Genomic DNA, 17,685 nt, shown 5'->3' on the forward strand with positions numbered 1-17,685 from the left:
GCCCGGAGGCCGGTGCTTACGCGTCGGCCTTGCCTGCCCCCGCCAGCGCCGCGACCCGCTCCACGCCGAACACGTACCCCTGCACACCGCATCCCGCGATGACTCCGTCGGCACGCAGCGAGACGTACGAGTGGTGCCGGAACGATTCACGCTGGTGGATGTTGGAGATGTGGACCTCCAGCACCGGCATGCCGTCGCAGGTGTTGAGCGCGTCCAGGATCGCGACGGAGGTGTGCGAGTAGGCGCCCGGGTTGATCACGATGCCGGCGTGGTTCAGCCGCGCCTCGTGGATCCAGTCCACCAACTCCCCCTCGTGGTTGGACTGTCGGAAGTCCACCGTGCCACCGTGCGCGGCCGCCGCCTTGACGCACAGTGCCTCGACGTCGGCGAGTGTGTCGGAGCCGTAGATCTCCGGCTGGCGCTGGCCCAGGAGGTTCAGGTTGGGGCCGTTGAGGATCATGATCGGGGCGTTGGCCAGGGTGCGGGGCACGGTTCCTCCGGTCCGTTCAAAGGGGGCGGTCGATCGAAGACCGCTGCTCGGACCCGGTTTATCACGGTGCACGACCCTGGTGACGGCCCGTATCAAACCCACGTCCCGTAACCACTGGTCACCGTGGGTAGTTGACGCGGCATGCACGACGCACGCACCACAAAGGCACCTTCCATGCTGCGACTCGCGGCCGCCTCGCTCGCCGGGACGGCCATCGAGTTCTACGACTTCTTCGTCTACGGGACCGCCGCGGCACTGGTCCTGGGGCCGCTGTTCTTTCCGACGTTCTCGCCGGTGGCGGGGACACTGGCCGCCTTCGGGACCTTCGGCGTGGGGTTCGTCGCCCGGCCGTTGGGTTCGGTGCTGTTCGGGCACATCGGGGACCGGCGCGGGAGACGGCCGGTGCTCGTCGCCTCGCTGCTGCTGACCGGCGCCTCGACGGTGGCGGTCGGCTGTGTGCCGACGTACGACACGCTCGGAGTTGCCGCTCCGGTGCTGCTGCTCGTCCTGCGGTTTCTGCAGGGGCTCGGGCTCGGCGGGGAGTGGGGCGGGGCGGTGCTGCTGACCGCGGAGCACGCGCCCGCCGACCGGCGCGGGCTGTGGTCGAGCTTCCCGCAGGTCGGGCCGGCGGTGGGCTTCGTGCTCGCCAACGGCGTGATGCTGGTGCTGTCGGCGACGCTGTCCGACGCGCAGTTCGCGGCGTGGGGGTGGCGGGTGCCGTTCTGGGCGGCCGGGGTGCTGGCCGTGGCGGGGCTGTGGCTGCGCTCCTCGCTCGCCGAGAGTCCGCGGTTCCTCGAAATCGACGACCACGCGCGCGTGCCGCTCTCGGAGGTCGTGCGCGAGCACTGGCGGCTCGTGCTGCTCACCGCGGGAGCGCTCGCGGTCGGATACGCGGTCTTCTACGCCGTGACGACCTGGTCCCTCGCGTATGCGACGGAGCGGCTCGGGGTGAGCCGTACCGTCATACTGGCCTGCATCATGGCCGCGGTGGTGGTGAAGGGTTCGCTGACGCCGCTCGTGGCAGTGCTCGGCGACCGCTACGGTCGGAAGCCCCTGTGTATGGCGGGCTGCGCGGCGACCGCGCTGTGGATGTTCCCGATGGTGGCGCTCCTGGCGACCGGCGAGCCGCTGCTGATGTTCCTCGGTTTCCTGGTGGCGCTGCTCGCGTTCGTCACGATGTTCGCCGTGATCGCCGCGTATCTGCCGGAGTTGTACGAACCCAGGGTGCGCTGCACGGGCGCCGCGGTCGGCTACAACCTCGGCGGGGTCCTCGGGGGTGCGCTCACGCCGATCGTGGCCACGGCGCTCGCCGAGCACGGTGGCCGGGTGCCCTGGAGCGTGGCCGCGTATCTGACGGGCATCGCGCTGCTCAGTCTGGGGTGCTTCGCGCTGCTGCCCGAGACGCGCCCCGTGCCGGTGGCCGCGGTGGAGCCGGTCACCGGATGACGGCCCGCGTAATCGCTTGCGTAAGCGTTTACGAGCCGTCCGGCACCGTCCGGCACGCCCATCGATGAATCGCCTTATGGATTGATCGCCAGCTCCAAGTACACCGCGAACAACACCAGATGAACGCCCCCTTGGAGCGGCGTGGCCCGGCCATGGTCTCGGGGAGCAGCACGAGCGGCGCGATGATCACGCAGACGACGCGTGGGGCAGACCGGCGGCCTCGACCCCGGACTCGATCGTGGGCGACGCCCCCTTGGCCAGACCGACCACTCCGACCAGGGCGAGGCCGAGCAGCCCCACGCTGATCCAGGCGGTACGGGAGGTCGGCGCGTCGGCGTGGTGGTCCGCGGTGATCACCTCGCCCTGCCGGGTGATCGGCAGGAAGTAGTCGCGGTGCCGCACTGTCTGGGTCGCCACGAACAGGCCGTAGAGGATGAGCGAGGAGAGCGCGGCGAAGGTCAGCTGTGTGGTGGAGAACTCCGGGCCGGGCCTGCTGGTGGTGAAGGTGGGCCAGTACGAGGCTGAGCGTGGCCAGGGTCGCCACAGTCGCGAGGGCGGCGCCGGTGCCCTCGGAGTTGAAGACGGCTGTGCCGTGGCGCAGCGAGGCGACCAGAAGGCAGATGCCGACGATGCCGTTGCAGGTGATCATCACGGCCGCGAAGACCGTGTCCCTGGCCAGGGTCGAGCTCTTGTCCCTGCCGGCGGCCATCAAGGTCACGATCAGGGCGACCTCGGTGATCGTGACCGCCACGGCGAGAACTAGTGAGCCGAACGGTTCACCGACCCGGTGGGCAACCACTTCCGCGTGGTGCACGGCGGCCAGGACGGCTCCGGCGAGGACCAGGGTCACCAGCACGACGACCGCGCCGGGCAGGTCGCGCCGCCAGGTGAAGATCAGCAGGACGACCGCGAGACCCGCACGAGGAACGTCCACCGTGTGGCGAGCCACCGGATTCTGGCGATCACGCAGCGATCGTCGCAGAGGTGAACGGGCCCCGCACTCCGGTCACGCGGGGCCCGTCCGCAGGGCGCCCGGCTACTTGAGTTCGCGCATGTCCAGCAGGTCGCAGTTGGTGAAGACGCGATCGCCGATGCACAGCGCGCCCAGTTGCTCGGCCAGCTTGCCCGTCTCGGGAGCCTCGCTGTTGCGCATGGCCTCGTCATAGGAGTCGAACTCGATGAGGGCGAGGTAACGGCGTGGGTTGTCACGGTCCTTCAGGAGGGTTCGGCGCGTGGGGCCGCCGGTGCTGCCCGTGTTGCCCTGCATGGCTTCCTGGAGCACCTGCTCCATCTCCTCCATGCGTTCGGTCTCGAAATCGATGATCTGCACGAACTTCATGGGTGCCTCCACCCGGCCGCTGCGCCCCCTGGCCGGGAAACGCGCTCAGGATCAAAGCAAGCACCGGTAGGGGTGCTCGGCAATTCGCCGAGCACCCCTACCGGTGATGGTTGTTTCTACGCCCGAAGCGGTCAGGCCTCGATGCTGTCCTTCGGAGCGCCTTCGCTCTGCGCCTGCGCCGCCTCGGCCGCCGCCTGCTTCTTGGAGGCCATCAGACTGGTGATCGTAGTGACGATCAGGACCGCGCAGATCACGCCGAGCGAGACCGGGATGCTGATCTCCGGGACGTGGACCCCCGACTCGTGCAGTGCGTGCAGCACCAGCTTGACGCCGATGAAGCCGAGGATGACCGACAGGCCGTAGCTGAGGTGGACCAGCTTCCTGAGCAGGCCGCCGATGAGGAAGTACAGCTGCCTGAGGCCCATCAGCGCGAAGGCGTTGGCGGTGAACACGATGTACGGATCCTGGGTCAGGCCGAAGATCGCGGGGATCGAGTCCAGGGCGAACAGGACGTCGGTGGTACCGATCGCGAGCATCACGACCAGCATCGGCGTCATGACCCGCTTGCCGTTCTGCTGGATCCACAGCTTGGTGCCGTGGTAGCGGTCGGCCACGCCGAAGCGGCGCTCGGCGGCCTTGAGCAGCTTGTTCTCCTCGAACTCCTCGTCCTCCTCCTCGGACCGGGCTTCCTGGATGAGCTTCCAGGCGGTGTAGATGAGGAACGCGCCGAAGATGTAGAAGACCCAGGCGAAGCTGGCGAGGATCGCGGCGCCCGCGGCGATGAAGATCGCCCGCAGGACCAGGGCTATGAGGACGCCGACGAGCAGGACCCGCTGCTGGTACTGCGAGGGCACGGCGAACTTCGCCATGATCAGGACGAAGACGAAGAGGTTGTCGACGCTCAGCGACTTCTCGGTGATGAAGCCGGCGAAGAACTCTCCGGACGGCTGGCCGCCGCCGAAGACGAGCAGGCCGAGCCCGAAGAGGCCGGCCAGGGCGATCCAGACGACCGTCCAGATTCCGGCTTCCTTGATGGACACGTCATGGGGCTTGCGGCCGATGAAGAAGTCGATCGCGATGAGGGCGGCAAGGCCCACGATGGTCAGGACCCACAGGGTCGGGGAAACATCCACTGCGCCTCCGGCAGTACGTAACGGCAAATGTCAGCGTCGTCGCTGCCGGAGGTCTCTTCCACCCAGATGGGCCGACGCCCCGGGATCTGGCCTGATCCGTATTGACGGGTACGTCGCAGTAATTAGGGAGTACTCCCCTCCGCAAGGAAGACAGTACTCCAATCACCAAGGAAAGGTAAAGCAGTTGGCAAAGGAAACTTAAAAGACGCTGGTCAGAACTCTTTACCTGTACTTGGTTCGAGCCTCCGCGACCTGGGCGAGCACCTGCTGGAGCACCTGGCTGCCGGGCGGCACGGGTGCGGGGTCGTACGTCCAGGCATGTCCCACCCACGGGTCGGCGAGGTGGTCGTCAGGCACGGGGGTCAGTCGCAGCAGCGAACGCCAGAGCGGGTCGAGCAACGGGCCGTAGGCGGTGGCGTCCTCGCGGTCCGCGACCATCATCAGGTGGACTCCGACGGCTGGTCCCTCGTCCGCGAGGTAGCGGAGCTGGGTCACCGCCCGGTCGTCGAAACCGTGCGGGAAGTCATTGACGATCAGCAGCTGCTCGGCCGTGTCGAAGCCCGGCGGCAGCGAGTCGGCGGCTCCGCCGCGCACCGCCATCTGCACCAGGTCGACCCGCTGGGTGAGCCGGGCCAGGACATCCGCCACCCCCGCGGCGCCGGCCGCCGGCGGGGCCGCGAGCACGCCGGCCCGCACCAGGGGCGCCAGGGCCTGGGCTCCCGAGCCGGCCGGGTCGATGACATGGACGCTGAAGTCGCCTGCCGGATGGACGGCGAGCAGTCGGGCCGCGTGCGCGACCGCCGTCTCCATCGCGAGGCGTCGCAGGTCGTGGGAGTCGGCGAAGGACCCGTCGGGCGATCCCGCACGTCCGCTGTCGATCCACAGGCCGCGCTCCAGGGGCAGCCGGACCAGCATCGGGATGCGCAGTTCCGCGTTCTCGGGCAGATGGAGATCGCCCAGGCGCAGGGCCATGGGGGTCTCCATCGGTACGCGGTAGCCGTGCCAGACCGGGCTGTCCCAGCGGGCGAACGCGGGCGGCAGCGCGGGTTCCACCACGTCGGACTCGGCGGTGAGCTGGGCGAGGTCCCGGTCGAGGGCCGCCCTGGCCTGGTCCGCGAGTTGGGCGTGCTTGGCCCGGGCTGCCTCGCGTGCGGCGTCGCCCTGGCCGCCGATCCGACTGCGCGGGTCGGACAGGACCTCGTCGAGTTCCTTCTCCATGCGCGAGTCGGCAAAGTCGACGGCGCTGCGGTAGGCGGCCGTGGAACGGGCCAGGTCCTCGAACATGCCCCACACCTGGTTGTAGAGCCGCTCGTCCATGGACCAGCCGGTCGCGTCACCCGCGACAGGCGGCGCGGGCTGCCCGGACGGGGCCGGGGGCGCGGTCGGAGGGGGCGGCGGAGCCGCGTTCCGACGGCGTGGGTGGCTGTAGTCGATGGGGCCGCCCGCGGTGGGCGCCGAAGGCTGCGAGACGGCTGAAGGGTCCGCGGGTGCGGCTCCTTGGGCGTATCCCTGCTGCGGCGCCGGATGGCCCGGCACTCCGGTCGCCGGAGTGCCCTGCGGGGACTGGGGCCCGTACGGAGACCCCGGCTGCGGGGGTACGTGCCCGGGGGCGCCCTGGTCCGCATGGCCGGAGGTGCCCTGGTCGGGGCCGAGGGCCGGTGCGGCCGTCTGTCGGGAGCGGTCGCCGTCGGCCGTACGCGATGGAGGCGCCGCCACCGAGCGGGCGAGGCCCCGGGCCACCGCGTCGTTGATGCTGCCCGCGAGCTGACGGGCCTCGGGCATGCCCTGGTCGGTGAGGAGTTCGGAAAGGCCGCCCGCGTAGCCCTGGCCGACGGCTCGCACCTTCCAAGCGCCCTGTCTGCGGTAGAGCTCCAGGGCGACGACGGCCGACTCGGCGTCCAGACCGGTGATGGTGTAGCCGGCGACCTCGGTGCCGTCGAGGCCGGTGACGGCGACGAAGGGAGCCGGCAGGACACCGAACCGGACCGGGCCCGCGCCCCCGGCGGGCAATGCGAGCAGCACACTGACGCGGTGCACGGCCGCCGGCATGGCACCCAGGTCCACCGCGAGACGGTGGTCGGCTGCCGCCTGCTTGGAGACCTCGATGCCGGGCAGGGTGGGCGCACCGGGGTGCGCCACCCACTCGACTCCCGGAACCCTGCCGTGCTCGTCGCCGATCGTGGCCGCGGCCACGATCGGCTTGCCGGCCGAGATCCGGATCTCCAGACGGGACTGCGAGAGCGGGTGGTTCTGCCCCCGCACCAGCTCGGCCGTCATCGCGTTCGTCCCCCTGTGTCGCTGTGTCGTGTGCCGCTCGCGGGCGCGCCTTACAGGTGCGGCAGGATCGCAGGCATCAGGTCCTGGAAGGTACGGCCGTTGGCCGGCGTACCCAGGGCCGTCATGGTCCAGCCCGGGCCCGTCCGGTGCACCTTCGCCATGATCTGGGCCGTGTAGGCGCCGCCGCCCGCCAGTGTGTAGCGGGCGAGCTCCTGGCCGTTGGTCTCGTCGACCAGGCGGCAGAACGCGTTCTGCACCTCCTGGAAGGTCTGGCCCGTGAAGGAGTTGACGGTGAAGACGATCTGGTCGATGTGGACCGGGATGCGCTGCAGGTCCACGAGGATCGCCTCGTCGTCGCCGCCCTGCCCGACGCCGCCCACGAGGTTGTCACCGGTGTGGCGCACCGAGCCGTCGTCGCTCACCAGGTGGCGGAAGAACACCACGTCGACGGGCTGCTTGTCGGCGAACAGCACGGCGGAGGCGTCGAGGTCGATCTCCCGCGTACGCGAGCCGAACAGGCCGCGACGGGGAGCCGCCTGCCAGCCGAGACCCATGCGAACCGCGGTCAGGCTGCCTCCGTCACTCTTCTGCAGACTGATGGCCTGACCCTTGGTCATGTTGACGGTCACGCGCTGTTTCCCCTCTCGAACTGTCCCCTGTTGCCGCGGAGTCCGCGGATGACGAGAACCCTACGCAGCGGCACTGACAGTGCCGAACCCCGGTTCGCACTTTGTGTCGGTCTTGCAACACTGCGCGCATATGCCGAGGTCCGGCGGGGCTGCGGGACCGTCAGGCCAGTCCCGCCTCCCTCATCTGACGCAGCTCCTTCTTCATTTCGGAGACCTCGTCGCGCAGCCGTGCCGCGATCTCGAACTGGAGGTCCGCGGCGGCCGCACGCATGCGTGCGGTCATCTCCTCGATCTGTTCGGCGAGTTCGGCCGCGGGACGGTCCGTGGGCACCGTCTCCTTGGCCTTGCCCTTGGCGGACTTGGCCGCCTTGCCGCCGAGCGCGGGCACGGGGGCCTTGGCACCCTTGCCGTCCTTCTGCTTGCGGTAACCCGAGCCGAGCAGCTGCTCCGTGTCGACGTCCTCGCGGGCGATCTGGGCGACGATGTCGTTGATCTTCTTGCGGAGCGGCTGCGGGTCGATGCCCTTGGCCTTGTTGTAGGCGACCTGCTTCTCCCGGCGGCGGTTGGTCTCCTCGATGGCCTTCTCCATCGCCGGGGTGATCTTGTCGGCGTACATGTGGACCTGGCCGGAGACATTGCGCGCCGCGCGGCCGATGGTCTGGATCAGGGAGGTCCCGGAGCGCAGGAAGCCCTCCTTGTCGGCGTCGAGGATCGCCACCAGGGACACCTCGGGCAGGTCGAGGCCCTCACGGAGGAGGTTGATGCCGACCAGGACGTCGAACTCGCCCGAGCGCAGCTCGCGCAGCAGCTCCACGCGGCGCAGGGTGTCGACGTCGCTGTGCAGATAGCGAACCTGGATGCCGAGCTCCAGGAAGTAGTCCGTGAGGTCCTCGGCCATCTTCTTGGTGAGCGTGGTGACCAGGACGCGCTCGTCCTTCTCGGTGCGCTGCCGGATCTCGTGGACCAGGTCGTCGATCTGGCCCTCGGTGGGCTTGACGACGACCTCCGGGTCGATCAGGCCGGTGGGGCGGATGATCTGCTCGACGGCGCCGTCCGCTCGGGAGAGCTCGTACTTGCCCGGCGTGGCCGACAGGTAGACCGTCTGGTCGATGCGCTGCTGGAACTCCTCCCACTTCAGGGGGCGGTTGTCCAGGGCGGAGGGCAGGCGGAAACCGTGGTCGACAAGGGTGCGCTTGCGGGAGGCGTCGCCCTCGTACATCGCGCCGATCTGCGGGACGGTGTTGTGCGACTCGTCGATGACGAGCAGGAAGTCGTCCGGGAAGTAGTCGATCAGCGTGTTCGGCGGGGAGCCGGGCCCACGGCCGTCGAAGTGCATCGAGTAGTTCTCGACGCCGGAGCAGGAGCCGATCTGGCGGAGCATCTCCAGGTCGTACGTCGTACGCATCCTCAGGCGCTGCGCCTCCAGGAGCTTGCCCTGCTTCTCCAGCTCGGCGAGGCGCTCCCCGAGCTCCTTCTCGATGTCGTTGGCGGCCCGCTCCAAGCGCTCGGGTCCCGCGATGTAGTGGGAGGCCGGGAAGACGTAGAGGTGCTCGTCGTCGGTGATGATCTCGCCGGTGAGCGGGTGGAGCGTGGAGAGGGCCTCGATCTCGTCGCCGAACATCTCGATGCGGACGGCGAGCTCCTCGTAGACCGGGAAGATCTCGATGGTGTCGCCGCGGACGCGGAAGGTGCCGCGGGTGAAGGCCAGGTCGTTGCGCGTGTACTGGATGTCGACGAAGCGGCGCAGCAGTTGGTCCCGGTCGATCTCGTCGCCGACCTTGAGGGGGACCATCCGGTCCACGTACTCCTGTGGAGTACCGAGGCCGTAGATGCAGGAGACCGAGGCGACCACGATGACGTCGCGGCGGGTGAGGAGCGAGTTGGTCGCGGAGTGGCGCAGGCGCTCGACCTCCTCGTTGACCGAGGAGTCCTTCTCGATGTAGGTGTCCGACTGCGGGACGTAGGCCTCTGGCTGGTAGTAGTCGTAGTACGAGACGAAGTACTCGACGGCGTTGTTCGGCAGGAGCTCGCGGAACTCGTTGGCCAGCTGAGCGGCCAGGGTCTTGTTCGGCGCCATCACCAAGGTGGGGCGCTGGAGCTTCTCGATCATCCACGCGGTGGTGGCGGACTTGCCGGTGCCGGTCGCGCCCAGGAGGACGACGTCCTTCTCACCTGCCTCGATGCGCCGAGTCAGCTCGGCGATGGCCGCCGGCTGGTCGCCGCTGGGCTGGTAGGGGCTGACGACCTCGAAGGGCGCCACCGTGCGTTCGATGCTGGAAACGGGCCGCATGGAATCAACCGTACGACCCACCACTGACAACGGGGCCCGATCACCAGCTCTGCGGGGTGCGGGAGCTTCGCTGCCCGTCGCGCTGGCCGAGGCGGAGCGGGGTGCGGCGGCGGGAGTGCGTGACCGTCTCGGTGTGGGCCGGGACGCCCGGTTTGTTCTCGACGGGGGTCCAGTCGGGCTTCCCCATGACCATCAGCGGGTCGAACAGGACGACGACGCCGGCGAGGCAGAGGAAGGCGAGCGGGCCGATCATCAGGGGGGCGAGCAGGCCCGCGGGAGATTCACCGGCGGTGGTGGCGGCCGTGCCGTGCAGGTGGACGCGGAGGGCGGCCATGCCCGTGTAGTGCATGCCGCTGACGGCGAGCCCCATGACGAGGCTCGCACCCACACTCCACATGAATCCTCTGACCTGCCCGGCCGCCCACAGGGCGGCGATCGCCGCGACGACCGCTATGACGACGGAGGCGGAGACGGTGAGGGTGTTGTACTCCAGCCTTCCGTTGAGGCGCATGCCCGCCATACCCAGGTAGTGCATCGAGGCGATGCCCAGGCCGGTGATGGTGCCTCCGGTGAACAACGCGGTTCCGGAGGCGCCTCTGTACCCGACGATGAAGATCCCGATGCCCACCATGAGGATGGCGACGCCCAGGCTCGCGAAGGTCGTCGGCATGTCGTAGCGGATCGGCGTCTCCTGGACCCTGAAGCCCATCATCGCGATGAAGTGCATGGTCCATATGCCGGAGCCGATCGCCGCCGAGCCGAGGGCCAGCCAGCCGGGGCGCCAGGCGTGGGCGACCAGCATGGATCTGGTGGTGCAGCGCAGGCCGAGGGCGCCGCCGAGGCAGGCCATGACGTAGGCCACAAGCGGTGTGACGAGTCCGTAGCTGAAACCGTCGACCGTGCCTTGCATGCGCGGCTGCCCTTCCGCCTGTTACGTCCCGGAATTCCCTGATTGTGCCCCCGTCCCAGGACCGCCCGAGCGGTCAAGGTTGACGCAGAGAGTATGACTCCCACCGGAATGGTCGAACGATTTTCCGGCAAAGAAACACGCCCTTACCCCAGTTGTGCGGCACCGGTGAGGGGACTTGGGCATCTCTATGCCATCTGTGGGCATCCTGCACCCCTCACCCGCTGACGCTCCGCCGCCCCTTGCGAGCCGTCCGTGACATCTCGTCACGAGGAGTACGTGTGCACGCGCGCGCAGTTGCGGCTGCCCGAAGGCGTTGTCAGTGGTGGGTCGTACGGTGGGTCGCATGGACAGCGATGGGCAGGATCGGCACGAGCAGCAGGTCGTGTGGGCTGTTGTCGGGACCGGCATCGGGCCGCTGCTGCTGGCCGCGACCCGCGACGGACTGGTCAACGTCGTGTTCCACGCGACGGACGCGGTGCGCGACAAGGCGATCGAACGACTCGCGTCGCGGCTGGGCGTGGAGCCCGTCGAGGCGCCCGACTCCCCGCTGCTGGCCGAGGCGATACGCCAGGTCGGGGCGTACTTCGCGGGTGAGCGGCGGGACTTCGAGCTGCCGCTGGACTGGTCGCTGATCTCGGGGTTCAACCGGCAGGTGTTGCGCGAGCTGGCGTCCGGTGTCCCGTACGGCGCTGTCGTCGGCTACGGCGATCTCGCCGGGCGGGTGGGTCAGCCGGGCGCGGCCCAGGCGGTGGGGGTGGCGATGGGCTCCAATCCGCTGCCCGTCGTCGTGCCCTGCCACCGGGTCGTCGAAAGCGACGGCGGCATCGGCGGGTTCGGGGGCGGACTGGAGACCAAGCGGAAGCTGCTCGCGCTGGAGGGAGTGCTGCCCGAGCCGCTGTTCTGAGGGACCGGGGACGGTCGTCGCCTCCATCGGATCGGGGGTGCGTGACTGAGGTAGGGGCGTGAGGTGAGCTAGGGGGAGACTGCGCCGGTGACCACATCCTTCAGTCACGCGCACGTGTGCGCGCCGTGACCGCCGTCGAGCGGCAGGTCGCCGAGTCCGTCACGACTTGGACGAATGGGCACGGCCAGAGACGAGGGGGAGGCCCTGAACCATCGCTCCGGTGAACCCGCTCATCCGGATCCGCGCGAAGGGTGGCCGGGAGGCGGAGGCGGTAGCAGACTCCGCCATGCGCACAGCCGCTGGCATCCGAGATCACGGAGCCGAAGGGACGGCGATCACGTATGAGCCGAGGCGGAAACAGGGCAGTCGCGTATCTCAAGCCGGGCGCGGTGGAAGTCAGGACCATCGACCACCCGACGCTTGAACTCCAGGACGGGCCGGGAGTCGCACCCAAGAACGTCGGCCGCAAGTGCCGGCACGGTGTGATCCTCAAGGTCCTCGCCAGCAATATCTGTGGAAGTGACCAGCACATGGTGCGCGGGCGGACGACCGCGCCCGAGGGGCTGGTCCTGGGACACGAGATCACCGGAGAGGTCGTCGAACGGGGTCCGGACGTCGAGTTCATCGACGTCGGTGACATCGTCTCCGTACCGTTCAACATCGCCTGCGGACGGTGCCGCAACTGCAAGGAACGCAAGACCGGCATCTGCCTCAACGTCAACCCGGCCCGCCCCGGGGCGGCTTACGGCTATGTCGACATGGGCGGCTGGGTCGGCGGCCAGGCCGAGTACACCATGGTCCCGTACGCGGACTTCAACCTGCTGAAGTTCCCCGACCGGGACGAGGCGCGCGAGAAGCTGCTCGACCTGACCATGCTGTCGGACATCTTCCCGACCGGCTTCCACGGCGCGGTCTCCGCGGGCGTCGGAGTCGGCTCCACTGTGTACGTCGCCGGGGCGGGCCCCGTGGGCCTCGCGGCGGCGGCTTCGGCGCAGCTCCTGGGCGCCGCGGTCGTCATCGTCGGGGATCTCAACGCCGAACGCCTCGGCCAGGCGCGGAGCTTCGGCTGCGAGACCGTCGACATCTCGCGCGGCAGCGTCGAGGACCAGGTCGCCGAGATCCTCGGCGAACCCGAGGTGGACGCAGCGGTCGACGCGGTCGGCTTCGAGGCACGGGCCCACGGCCCGAACGCCCCGGAGGCGCCGGCGACCGTCCTCAACTCCCTGATGGGTGTCACGCGCGCGGGCGGTGCCCTGGGCATCCCCGGGCTGTATGTCACCGAGGACCCCGGCGGGGTCGACGAGGACGCGAGGACCGGGACCCTGAAGGTGCGGCTCGGCCTCGGCTGGGCCAAGAGCCACCGCTTCACGACGGGACAGTGCCCGGTGATGACGTACCACCGGGGTTTGATGCAGGCGATCCTGCACGGGCGCGTGCACATCGCCAAGGCCGTCAACGCGACGGTGATCGGCCTGGAGGACGCACCGCGCGGCTACGCCGAGTTCGACCAGGGCGCCAGCCGCAAGTACGTGCTCGATCCGCATGGGGCACTGGACGGCGTACGTCCGGTCTGAACCCGCTGAAAGGGGTGCCCACGCGCGCGTGGGCACCCCTTTTCACGCCCCGCCCGGTACGCGCGTGCCCTACCCGTAGTGCCGGGCCTCGAAGACGTTCCCGTCCGGGTCGCGGAAGTAGAAGCTGCGCCTGGCCATGCCACGGGCGCCGAAGGAGTCGTACGAGAGGTCCGACATGGGGACGGCGCGTTCCTCCAGGCGGGCGCGGAGTGCGTCGAAGTCGTCCGTCGGCAGGGCGAGGCAGACGTGGTTGACCGGGTGTCCGGCGCTGTCCGCGGCGCCGGGGAGCATCTTCATGCGTTCGGCCATGGTCTGCGGCATGAGGTCGAAGATGGTCTCGTCGTTGAGGCGTACGGAGGGGAAGGGCGCCTGGCCCGCGGCGAACTCGGTGAGCCTCACGGGCTCCATTCCGAGGGTCTTCTCGTAGAAGTCGGCCGAGCCGATCGGGTCGCGTACCCAGAGGACGACATGGTCGAGACGCGCGGTGTTGTCCGTCATGAACCCCAGGCTGGTGTCGTCCACCACAGGCCGCAAGGGTTTGACCGGGCGTGGTGCCCGCCAGAGATGAGGGAAGACCGAACAACAGGAGGCAGGCGCGTGGTGCTGGTGGTGTCCGAAGAAGTGCGGGAGGCGATCGACGCGCGTCGACCCGTGGTGGCCCTGGAGTCCACGATCATCGCGCACGGGCTGCCGCGCCCGCGCAATCTGCAGGTGGCGCTGGAACTGGAGGACGTCGTACGGCAGGAGCGCGCCGTCCCCGCGACGGTCGCCGTGCTGGACGGGCGGGCCCATGTCGGCCTGGACAAGGAGCAGTTGGAGCGGGTCGCGAACGAGGACGGGATCCGCAAGCTCGGCCACCGTGACCTGCCGCTCGCGGTGGCGGCCGGGGCGAGCGGCGCGACGACGGTGTCGGCGACGGCGCTGCTGGCGGCTCTCGCGGGCGTACGGGTGTTCGCGACGGGCGGGCTCGGCGGGGTGCACCGGGAGTGGACGGTGACGCAGGACGAGTCGGCCGACCTGGGCCTGCTCGCCAGCACCCGGATCACGGTGGTGTGCGCGGGGGTGAAGTCGATCCTGGACGTGCCGGCGACGCTGCAGCGGCTGGAGACGCTGGGTGTGGCGGTGGCCGGATACGGCACGGACCGCTTCCCCGGCTTCTATCTGTCCGACTCCGGACATCCCGTGGAGTGGACGCTGGACAGCCCGGAGCAGGTGGCGGACGTCATGCGGGCGCAGGACGCGCTCGACGTCCAGGAGTCGGCGCTGATCGTCGCCAACCCGGTCCCCGAGGCGGAGCAGCTGGATCCCGAGCTGCACGCGCGTGTGCTCGCCGAGGCGCTGCACGCGTGCGAGGAGGAGGGCGTCACCGGTCAGGCGGTCACGCCGTTCCTGCTCGACTACCTGGTGCGGCACACCGACGGCGCCTCGCTGAGCGCCAATCTCGCGGCGGTGCGCGGCAACGTACGGCTGGCGGGGCGGATCGCGGCGGCCTGGACCCGGGTGTGACCGCAGGACGCGGCGGGGCCCTGCTGGTGGTCGGGGACGTCGTCACGGACGTCGTCGCCCGGCACCGGGGTCCGCTGGCCCCGGGCACGGACACGGCCGCCGTGATCCGCACGGTGCCGGGTGGCGCGGGCGCCAACGTGGCGTGCTGGGCGGCCCACTCGGGCTGCGCGAACGTACGGCTGCTCGGGCGCGTCGGCGCGGACGCCGCCACGTGGCACGAGCGGGAGCTGAAGGCCAGTGGGGTACGGCCCCGGCTCGTCGTCGATCCGCGGGCGCCGACCGGGACGGTGATCTGCCTCGTCGATGCGGGTGCTTCGGCCGAGCGCACTTTCCTCACGGACAGCGGGGCGGCCCTGCGGTTCGAACCGGCCGACTGGTCGGACGCGTTGCTCGACGGGGTGGCGCGGCTGCATCTGTCGGGCTATCTGCTGTTCTCCGAGCCGAGCCGTGCCCTGATGGCGGTGGCGCTGGCGTCGGCACGCGCGCGTGGAGTGCCGGTGAGTCTGGATCCGGCATCGGCCGGCTTCCTCCGGGAGCTGGGTGTGGACCGCTTCCTCGCGCTCGTCGAAGGGGTGGACGTCCTGCTGCCCAGCCGTGACGAGGCGTGTCTGCTCACGGGGTTGCCCGATGCGGCGGACGCGGCGGCCAAGCTGAGCCGCCATGTCCCGCTGGTGGTCGCCAAGCAGGGTGCCGACGGTGCGCTGGTGGCCCACTCCGGCACGGTGCACGCCCGCGTGCCCGCCGCCCCCGCGACACCCCGGGACACCACGGGCGCCGGCGACGCCTTCACGGGCGCCTTCCTCGCCGCCCTGCTCAGGGGCACCGATCCCGAGGAGGCGGCGCGGGAGGGGTGCCGGGCGGGGGCGCTGGCCGTGGAGCGGGTGGGCGGGAGGCCGCCCACGCCCGGGTGACGACCGCCACCCGGCCTCAACTCCTCGCCCCGCCCTACGCCTTGCGCCCCCACGCCGAGATCATCGGTGCCGTGGCCAGGTCCATGCCGCCGGACGCGATGTTGGCCAGGTGCCGTTCGATGTCCTGGTCCGTGGCCAGGCCCGCGGTGACGAGCTGGTCGCGTACCTGGTGGATCGTGGCGGTCTCCAGGGCCGCGCAGGCGGGCGAGGTGACGGGGAAGTAGGCGTCTGCCGCCACGCTGTGCAGACCGGCCTCGCGGAGCAGGCGCGGAAGCTTGCGACCGTAGGCCAGGTCAGCGCCCCGGTCGGCGAGGAGCTTGCGGAAGCCGTGCCGGAGCCGGTTCGCCAGCTGCTGCTCGGGGCCGTACTCGTCGGGGCAGACAAGGGGCTGGAGGGCGGGGTCGGCGTCCTCGACCAGGAGGCGTCCGCCGGGGCGCAGGGCCTCGACCATGGACCGCAACGCCCGCTCCCGGTCCGGGACATGAACGAGGACGAGCCGGGCGTGCACGAGGTCGAAGCCCTCCCCCGGCGGCTCTTCCGCACCCACGTCGTGGACCCGGACCTCGACCGGCGGGCGGGCGGCCGGGGCGACCAGTGAGGTGTCGATGTCGGTCGCGACGACCTTTCCGGTCGGGCCGACCTTCTTGGCCAGCCAGGACACCACGGAGGTGCCCCCCGCGCCGACCTCCCAGCAGCGCCAGCCGGATCCGATGCCGAACCCTTCGAGATGCCGGAAGGTCGTGGGGTCGAAGAGGGTGGCGAAGGCGTCGAAACGCCGTCCCGCCTCGGTCTGCCGGTTGTCGAGGAGATACCCGTCGGTTCGCGTCATGCCGCGATCATCCCAGTTGACCGGCTTGTACCGATGGGTCGACGCTCCGGTACGACGAGATGTCCGACGCCGGCGCGGGGCGGGAATTCCGTACGGCGAAAGGGCCGCACCCTCCCTGCGAGGCGGCCGAATGCCGTTTGTCCACAGGCGGATGACGGAGCGGAATGTTCCGTTCCCACAGGGTTCCCCGCAGTTCGGCCAGGACTGGCAAACTGGCGCGCCAGGACGCAGGAATGCGGTGCGAGGAGATCCACGCGAGGAGACCCACATGTCGATGGCAGGGAATCTGCGGAAAGTCACGGGCCTGGGCAGGGTCGGCGGCCTCCGCAAGGTGGCACGGCTGGCGCGGCGACACCCCCGGGTCGACCTCAGCCACCACGCCCGGTCACCGCTGGGTTCCTCGGTGGTGAACTGCGTGACGTACCGGGACGGCGTGCGGGTTCCCACGGGCGCCGATCTGGTCGACGAGGTGGAACGGGTACGCAAGAGCGGCCACGGTTTCGTCTGGCTGGGACTCCATGAGCCGACGAATCAGGAGTTCGCCGGCATCGCCGAGCTCTTCGATCTGCACCCGCTGGCCGTCGAGGACGCGGTCGAGGCCCACCAGCGCCCGAAGCTGGAGCGGTACGACGACACGTTGTTCGCGGTGTTCAAGACGGTCTGCTACGTCGAGCACGAGGAGCTGACGGCGACGAGCGAGGTGGTGAACACCGGCGAGATCATGGTGTTCGTCGGCCGCGAGTTCGTCATCACGGTGCGGCACGGGCGGCACGGCTCGCTGGGCCCGTTGCGCGAGGAGCTGGAGTCCGACGCCCGCCAACTCGCCAAGGGACCGGCCGCGGTGCTGCACGCGATCGCGGACCATGTGGTCGACGACTATCTGAGCGTCACCGACTCGATGCAGGCGGACATCGACCAGGTCGAGACGGACGTGTTCGCGGCGAACGGCGCGCGTGCGGACCCGGGACGCATCTACCAGCTCAAGCGCGAACTCCTGGAGCTGAAGCGGGCCGTGGTGCCGCTCAGCCGGCCGCTGGAGGATCTCGCGACCCGGTCGATACGGGTGATCGAACCGGAGATACAGGCCTACTTCCGCGATGTCTCCGACCACCTGCTGCGGGCCAAGGAACAGATCGCCGCCTTCGACGAACTCCTCAACTCGATCCTGCAGGCACACCTCGCGCAGGTGACCGTCGCGCAGAACGAGGACATGCGGAAGATCACGGCGTGGGCCGCGATCGTCGCCGTGCCGACGATGGTGTGCGGTCTGTACGGCATGAACTTCGACTACATGCCGGAACTCCGCTGGAGGTTCGGCTACGGACTGGTCGTCGGAGTGATATCCCTCGCCTGTCTGGCGTTGTACCGCGGCTTCCGGCGCAACGGCTGGCTCTGACCCGAGCCCGCCCCCGGGCGGAGACGGGCTGGGACGAGCGAGGGGCGAGCC

General features: G+C 69.8%; 15 protein-coding genes and 1 pseudogene. 6 read left to right on the forward strand and 10 right to left on the reverse strand.

Annotation, left to right across the window (positions count from 1 at the left end):
* Positions 1-16: 16 nt before the first annotated feature.
* Complete coding sequence (gene aroQ / locus AC5DRG_RS13295; RefSeq protein WP_491810480.1) at positions 17-490, reverse strand: type II 3-dehydroquinate dehydratase; 474 nt, start codon at positions 488-490, stop codon at positions 17-19.
* A gap of 174 nt (positions 491-664) precedes the next feature.
* On the opposite strand from aroQ, the gene AC5DRG_RS13300 reads away from it, so the two are divergent.
* Complete coding sequence (locus tag AC5DRG_RS13300) at positions 665-1,936, forward strand: MFS transporter (RefSeq protein ID WP_491810482.1); 1,272 nt, start codon at positions 665-667, stop codon at positions 1,934-1,936.
* A 74-nt stretch (positions 1,937-2,010) separates the two neighbouring features.
* On the opposite strand, the pseudogene AC5DRG_RS13305 reads toward AC5DRG_RS13300, so the two are convergent.
* The 7 genes and pseudogenes from AC5DRG_RS13305 to AC5DRG_RS13335 all read right to left on the reverse strand — a co-directional run bounded on the left by AC5DRG_RS13305 (position 2,011) and on the right by AC5DRG_RS13335 (position 10,514).
* Positions 2,011-2,902: pseudogene (locus AC5DRG_RS13305) on the reverse strand (calcium:cation antiporter).
* A gap of 70 nt (positions 2,903-2,972) precedes the next feature.
* Complete coding sequence (locus AC5DRG_RS13310; protein WP_491810484.1) at positions 2,973-3,275, reverse strand: hypothetical protein; 303 nt, start codon at positions 3,273-3,275, stop codon at positions 2,973-2,975.
* Positions 3,276-3,406: 131 nt separating this feature from the next.
* On the reverse strand, positions 3,407-4,408 hold the full coding sequence (locus AC5DRG_RS13315) for a TerC/Alx family metal homeostasis membrane protein (protein ID WP_491810485.1): 1,002 nt from the start codon (positions 4,406-4,408) through the stop codon (positions 3,407-3,409).
* Between the two features lie 222 nt (positions 4,409-4,630).
* The gene (locus AC5DRG_RS13320; RefSeq protein ID WP_491810487.1) at positions 4,631-6,685 is read right to left on the reverse strand and encodes a TerD family protein; all 2,055 of its coding nucleotides are present in this window, start codon (positions 6,683-6,685) and stop codon (positions 4,631-4,633) included.
* Between the two features lie 50 nt (positions 6,686-6,735).
* The gene (locus AC5DRG_RS13325; RefSeq protein ID WP_491810489.1) at positions 6,736-7,314 is read right to left on the reverse strand and encodes a TerD family protein; all 579 of its coding nucleotides are present in this window, start codon (positions 7,312-7,314) and stop codon (positions 6,736-6,738) included.
* 160 nt (positions 7,315-7,474) lie between these two features.
* The gene (gene uvrB, locus AC5DRG_RS13330) at positions 7,475-9,604 is read right to left on the reverse strand and encodes an excinuclease ABC subunit UvrB (RefSeq protein WP_491810491.1); all 2,130 of its coding nucleotides are present in this window, start codon (positions 9,602-9,604) and stop codon (positions 7,475-7,477) included.
* A 40-nt stretch (positions 9,605-9,644) separates the two neighbouring features.
* On the reverse strand, positions 9,645-10,514 hold the full coding sequence (locus AC5DRG_RS13335) for an MHYT domain-containing protein (protein WP_491810493.1): 870 nt from the start codon (positions 10,512-10,514) through the stop codon (positions 9,645-9,647).
* A 343-nt stretch (positions 10,515-10,857) separates the two neighbouring features.
* On the opposite strand from AC5DRG_RS13335, the gene AC5DRG_RS13340 reads away from it, so the two are divergent.
* Both AC5DRG_RS13340 and fdhA read left to right on the forward strand, forming a co-directional pair.
* Positions 10,858-11,418 carry a methylated-DNA--[protein]-cysteine S-methyltransferase gene (locus AC5DRG_RS13340; protein WP_491810495.1) on the forward strand — a complete coding sequence of 187 codons (561 nt, stop codon included), beginning with the start codon at positions 10,858-10,860 and terminating at the stop codon, positions 11,416-11,418.
* A gap of 341 nt (positions 11,419-11,759) precedes the next feature.
* A complete protein-coding gene (gene fdhA, locus AC5DRG_RS13345) occupies positions 11,760-12,992 on the forward strand; it encodes a formaldehyde dehydrogenase, glutathione-independent (RefSeq protein WP_491810497.1) in 1,233 nt (410 codons plus the stop codon).
* Positions 12,993-13,061: 69 nt separating this feature from the next.
* Here fdhA and AC5DRG_RS13350 read toward each other — a convergent pair whose 3' ends face one another.
* Positions 13,062-13,490: a VOC family protein gene (locus AC5DRG_RS13350; RefSeq protein WP_491810499.1), complete on the reverse strand. Its 429-nt coding sequence runs from the start codon at positions 13,488-13,490 to the stop codon at positions 13,062-13,064.
* 99 nt (positions 13,491-13,589) lie between these two features.
* Between AC5DRG_RS13350 and AC5DRG_RS13355 the strand changes: the two genes are divergently transcribed.
* Both AC5DRG_RS13355 and AC5DRG_RS13360 read left to right on the forward strand, forming a co-directional pair.
* Positions 13,590-14,498, forward strand: coding sequence for a pseudouridine-5'-phosphate glycosidase (locus tag AC5DRG_RS13355; RefSeq protein ID WP_491810501.1), 909 nt, complete (start codon positions 13,590-13,592; stop codon positions 14,496-14,498).
* Positions 14,495-15,409, forward strand: a complete 915-nt coding sequence (locus AC5DRG_RS13360; protein ID WP_491810502.1) for a carbohydrate kinase family protein — start codon at positions 14,495-14,497, stop codon at positions 15,407-15,409. Before AC5DRG_RS13355 ends, AC5DRG_RS13360 begins: the two co-directional genes overlap by 4 nt.
* A gap of 34 nt (positions 15,410-15,443) precedes the next feature.
* On the opposite strand, the gene AC5DRG_RS13365 is transcribed toward AC5DRG_RS13360, so the two are convergent.
* Positions 15,444-16,238 carry a methyltransferase gene (locus AC5DRG_RS13365; RefSeq protein WP_491810503.1) on the reverse strand — a complete coding sequence of 265 codons (795 nt, stop codon included), beginning with the start codon at positions 16,236-16,238 and terminating at the stop codon, positions 15,444-15,446.
* A gap of 268 nt (positions 16,239-16,506) precedes the next feature.
* Here AC5DRG_RS13365 and AC5DRG_RS13370 point away from each other — a divergent pair, with 268 nt between their 5' ends.
* Entirely contained in the window at positions 16,507-17,634 is a 1,128-nt protein-coding gene (locus AC5DRG_RS13370; RefSeq protein WP_491810505.1) for a magnesium and cobalt transport protein CorA, read from the forward strand.
* Positions 17,635-17,685: the final 51 nt, after the last annotated feature.

The organism is Streptomyces sp. JLBG701, assembly GCF_058544905.1.

Excerpts from the sequence above, each read along its gene's own strand:
- AC5DRG_RS13300 (WP_491810482.1), top strand. The coding sequence starts at position 665 with ATGCTGCGACTCGCGGCCGCCTCGCTCGCCGGGACGGCCATCGAGTTC.
- AC5DRG_RS13310 (WP_491810484.1), bottom strand. The coding sequence starts at position 3,275 with ATGAAGTTCGTGCAGATCATCGATTTCGAGACCGAACGCATGGAGGAG.
- AC5DRG_RS13320 (WP_491810487.1), bottom strand. The coding sequence starts at position 6,685 with ATGACGGCCGAGCTGGTGCGGGGGCAGAACCACCCGCTCTCGCAGTCC.
- uvrB (WP_491810491.1), bottom strand. The coding sequence starts at position 9,604 with ATGCGGCCCGTTTCCAGCATCGAACGCACGGTGGCGCCCTTCGAGGTC.
- AC5DRG_RS13335 (WP_491810493.1), bottom strand. The coding sequence starts at position 10,514 with ATGCAAGGCACGGTCGACGGTTTCAGCTACGGACTCGTCACACCGCTT.
- AC5DRG_RS13340 (WP_491810495.1), top strand. The coding sequence starts at position 10,858 with ATGGACAGCGATGGGCAGGATCGGCACGAGCAGCAGGTCGTGTGGGCT.
- fdhA (WP_491810497.1), top strand. The coding sequence starts at position 11,760 with ATGAGCCGAGGCGGAAACAGGGCAGTCGCGTATCTCAAGCCGGGCGCG.
- AC5DRG_RS13350 (WP_491810499.1), bottom strand. The coding sequence starts at position 13,490 with ATGACGGACAACACCGCGCGTCTCGACCATGTCGTCCTCTGGGTACGC.
- AC5DRG_RS13365 (WP_491810503.1), bottom strand. The coding sequence starts at position 16,238 with ATGACGCGAACCGACGGGTATCTCCTCGACAACCGGCAGACCGAGGCG.
- AC5DRG_RS13370 (WP_491810505.1), top strand. The coding sequence starts at position 16,507 with ATGTCGATGGCAGGGAATCTGCGGAAAGTCACGGGCCTGGGCAGGGTC.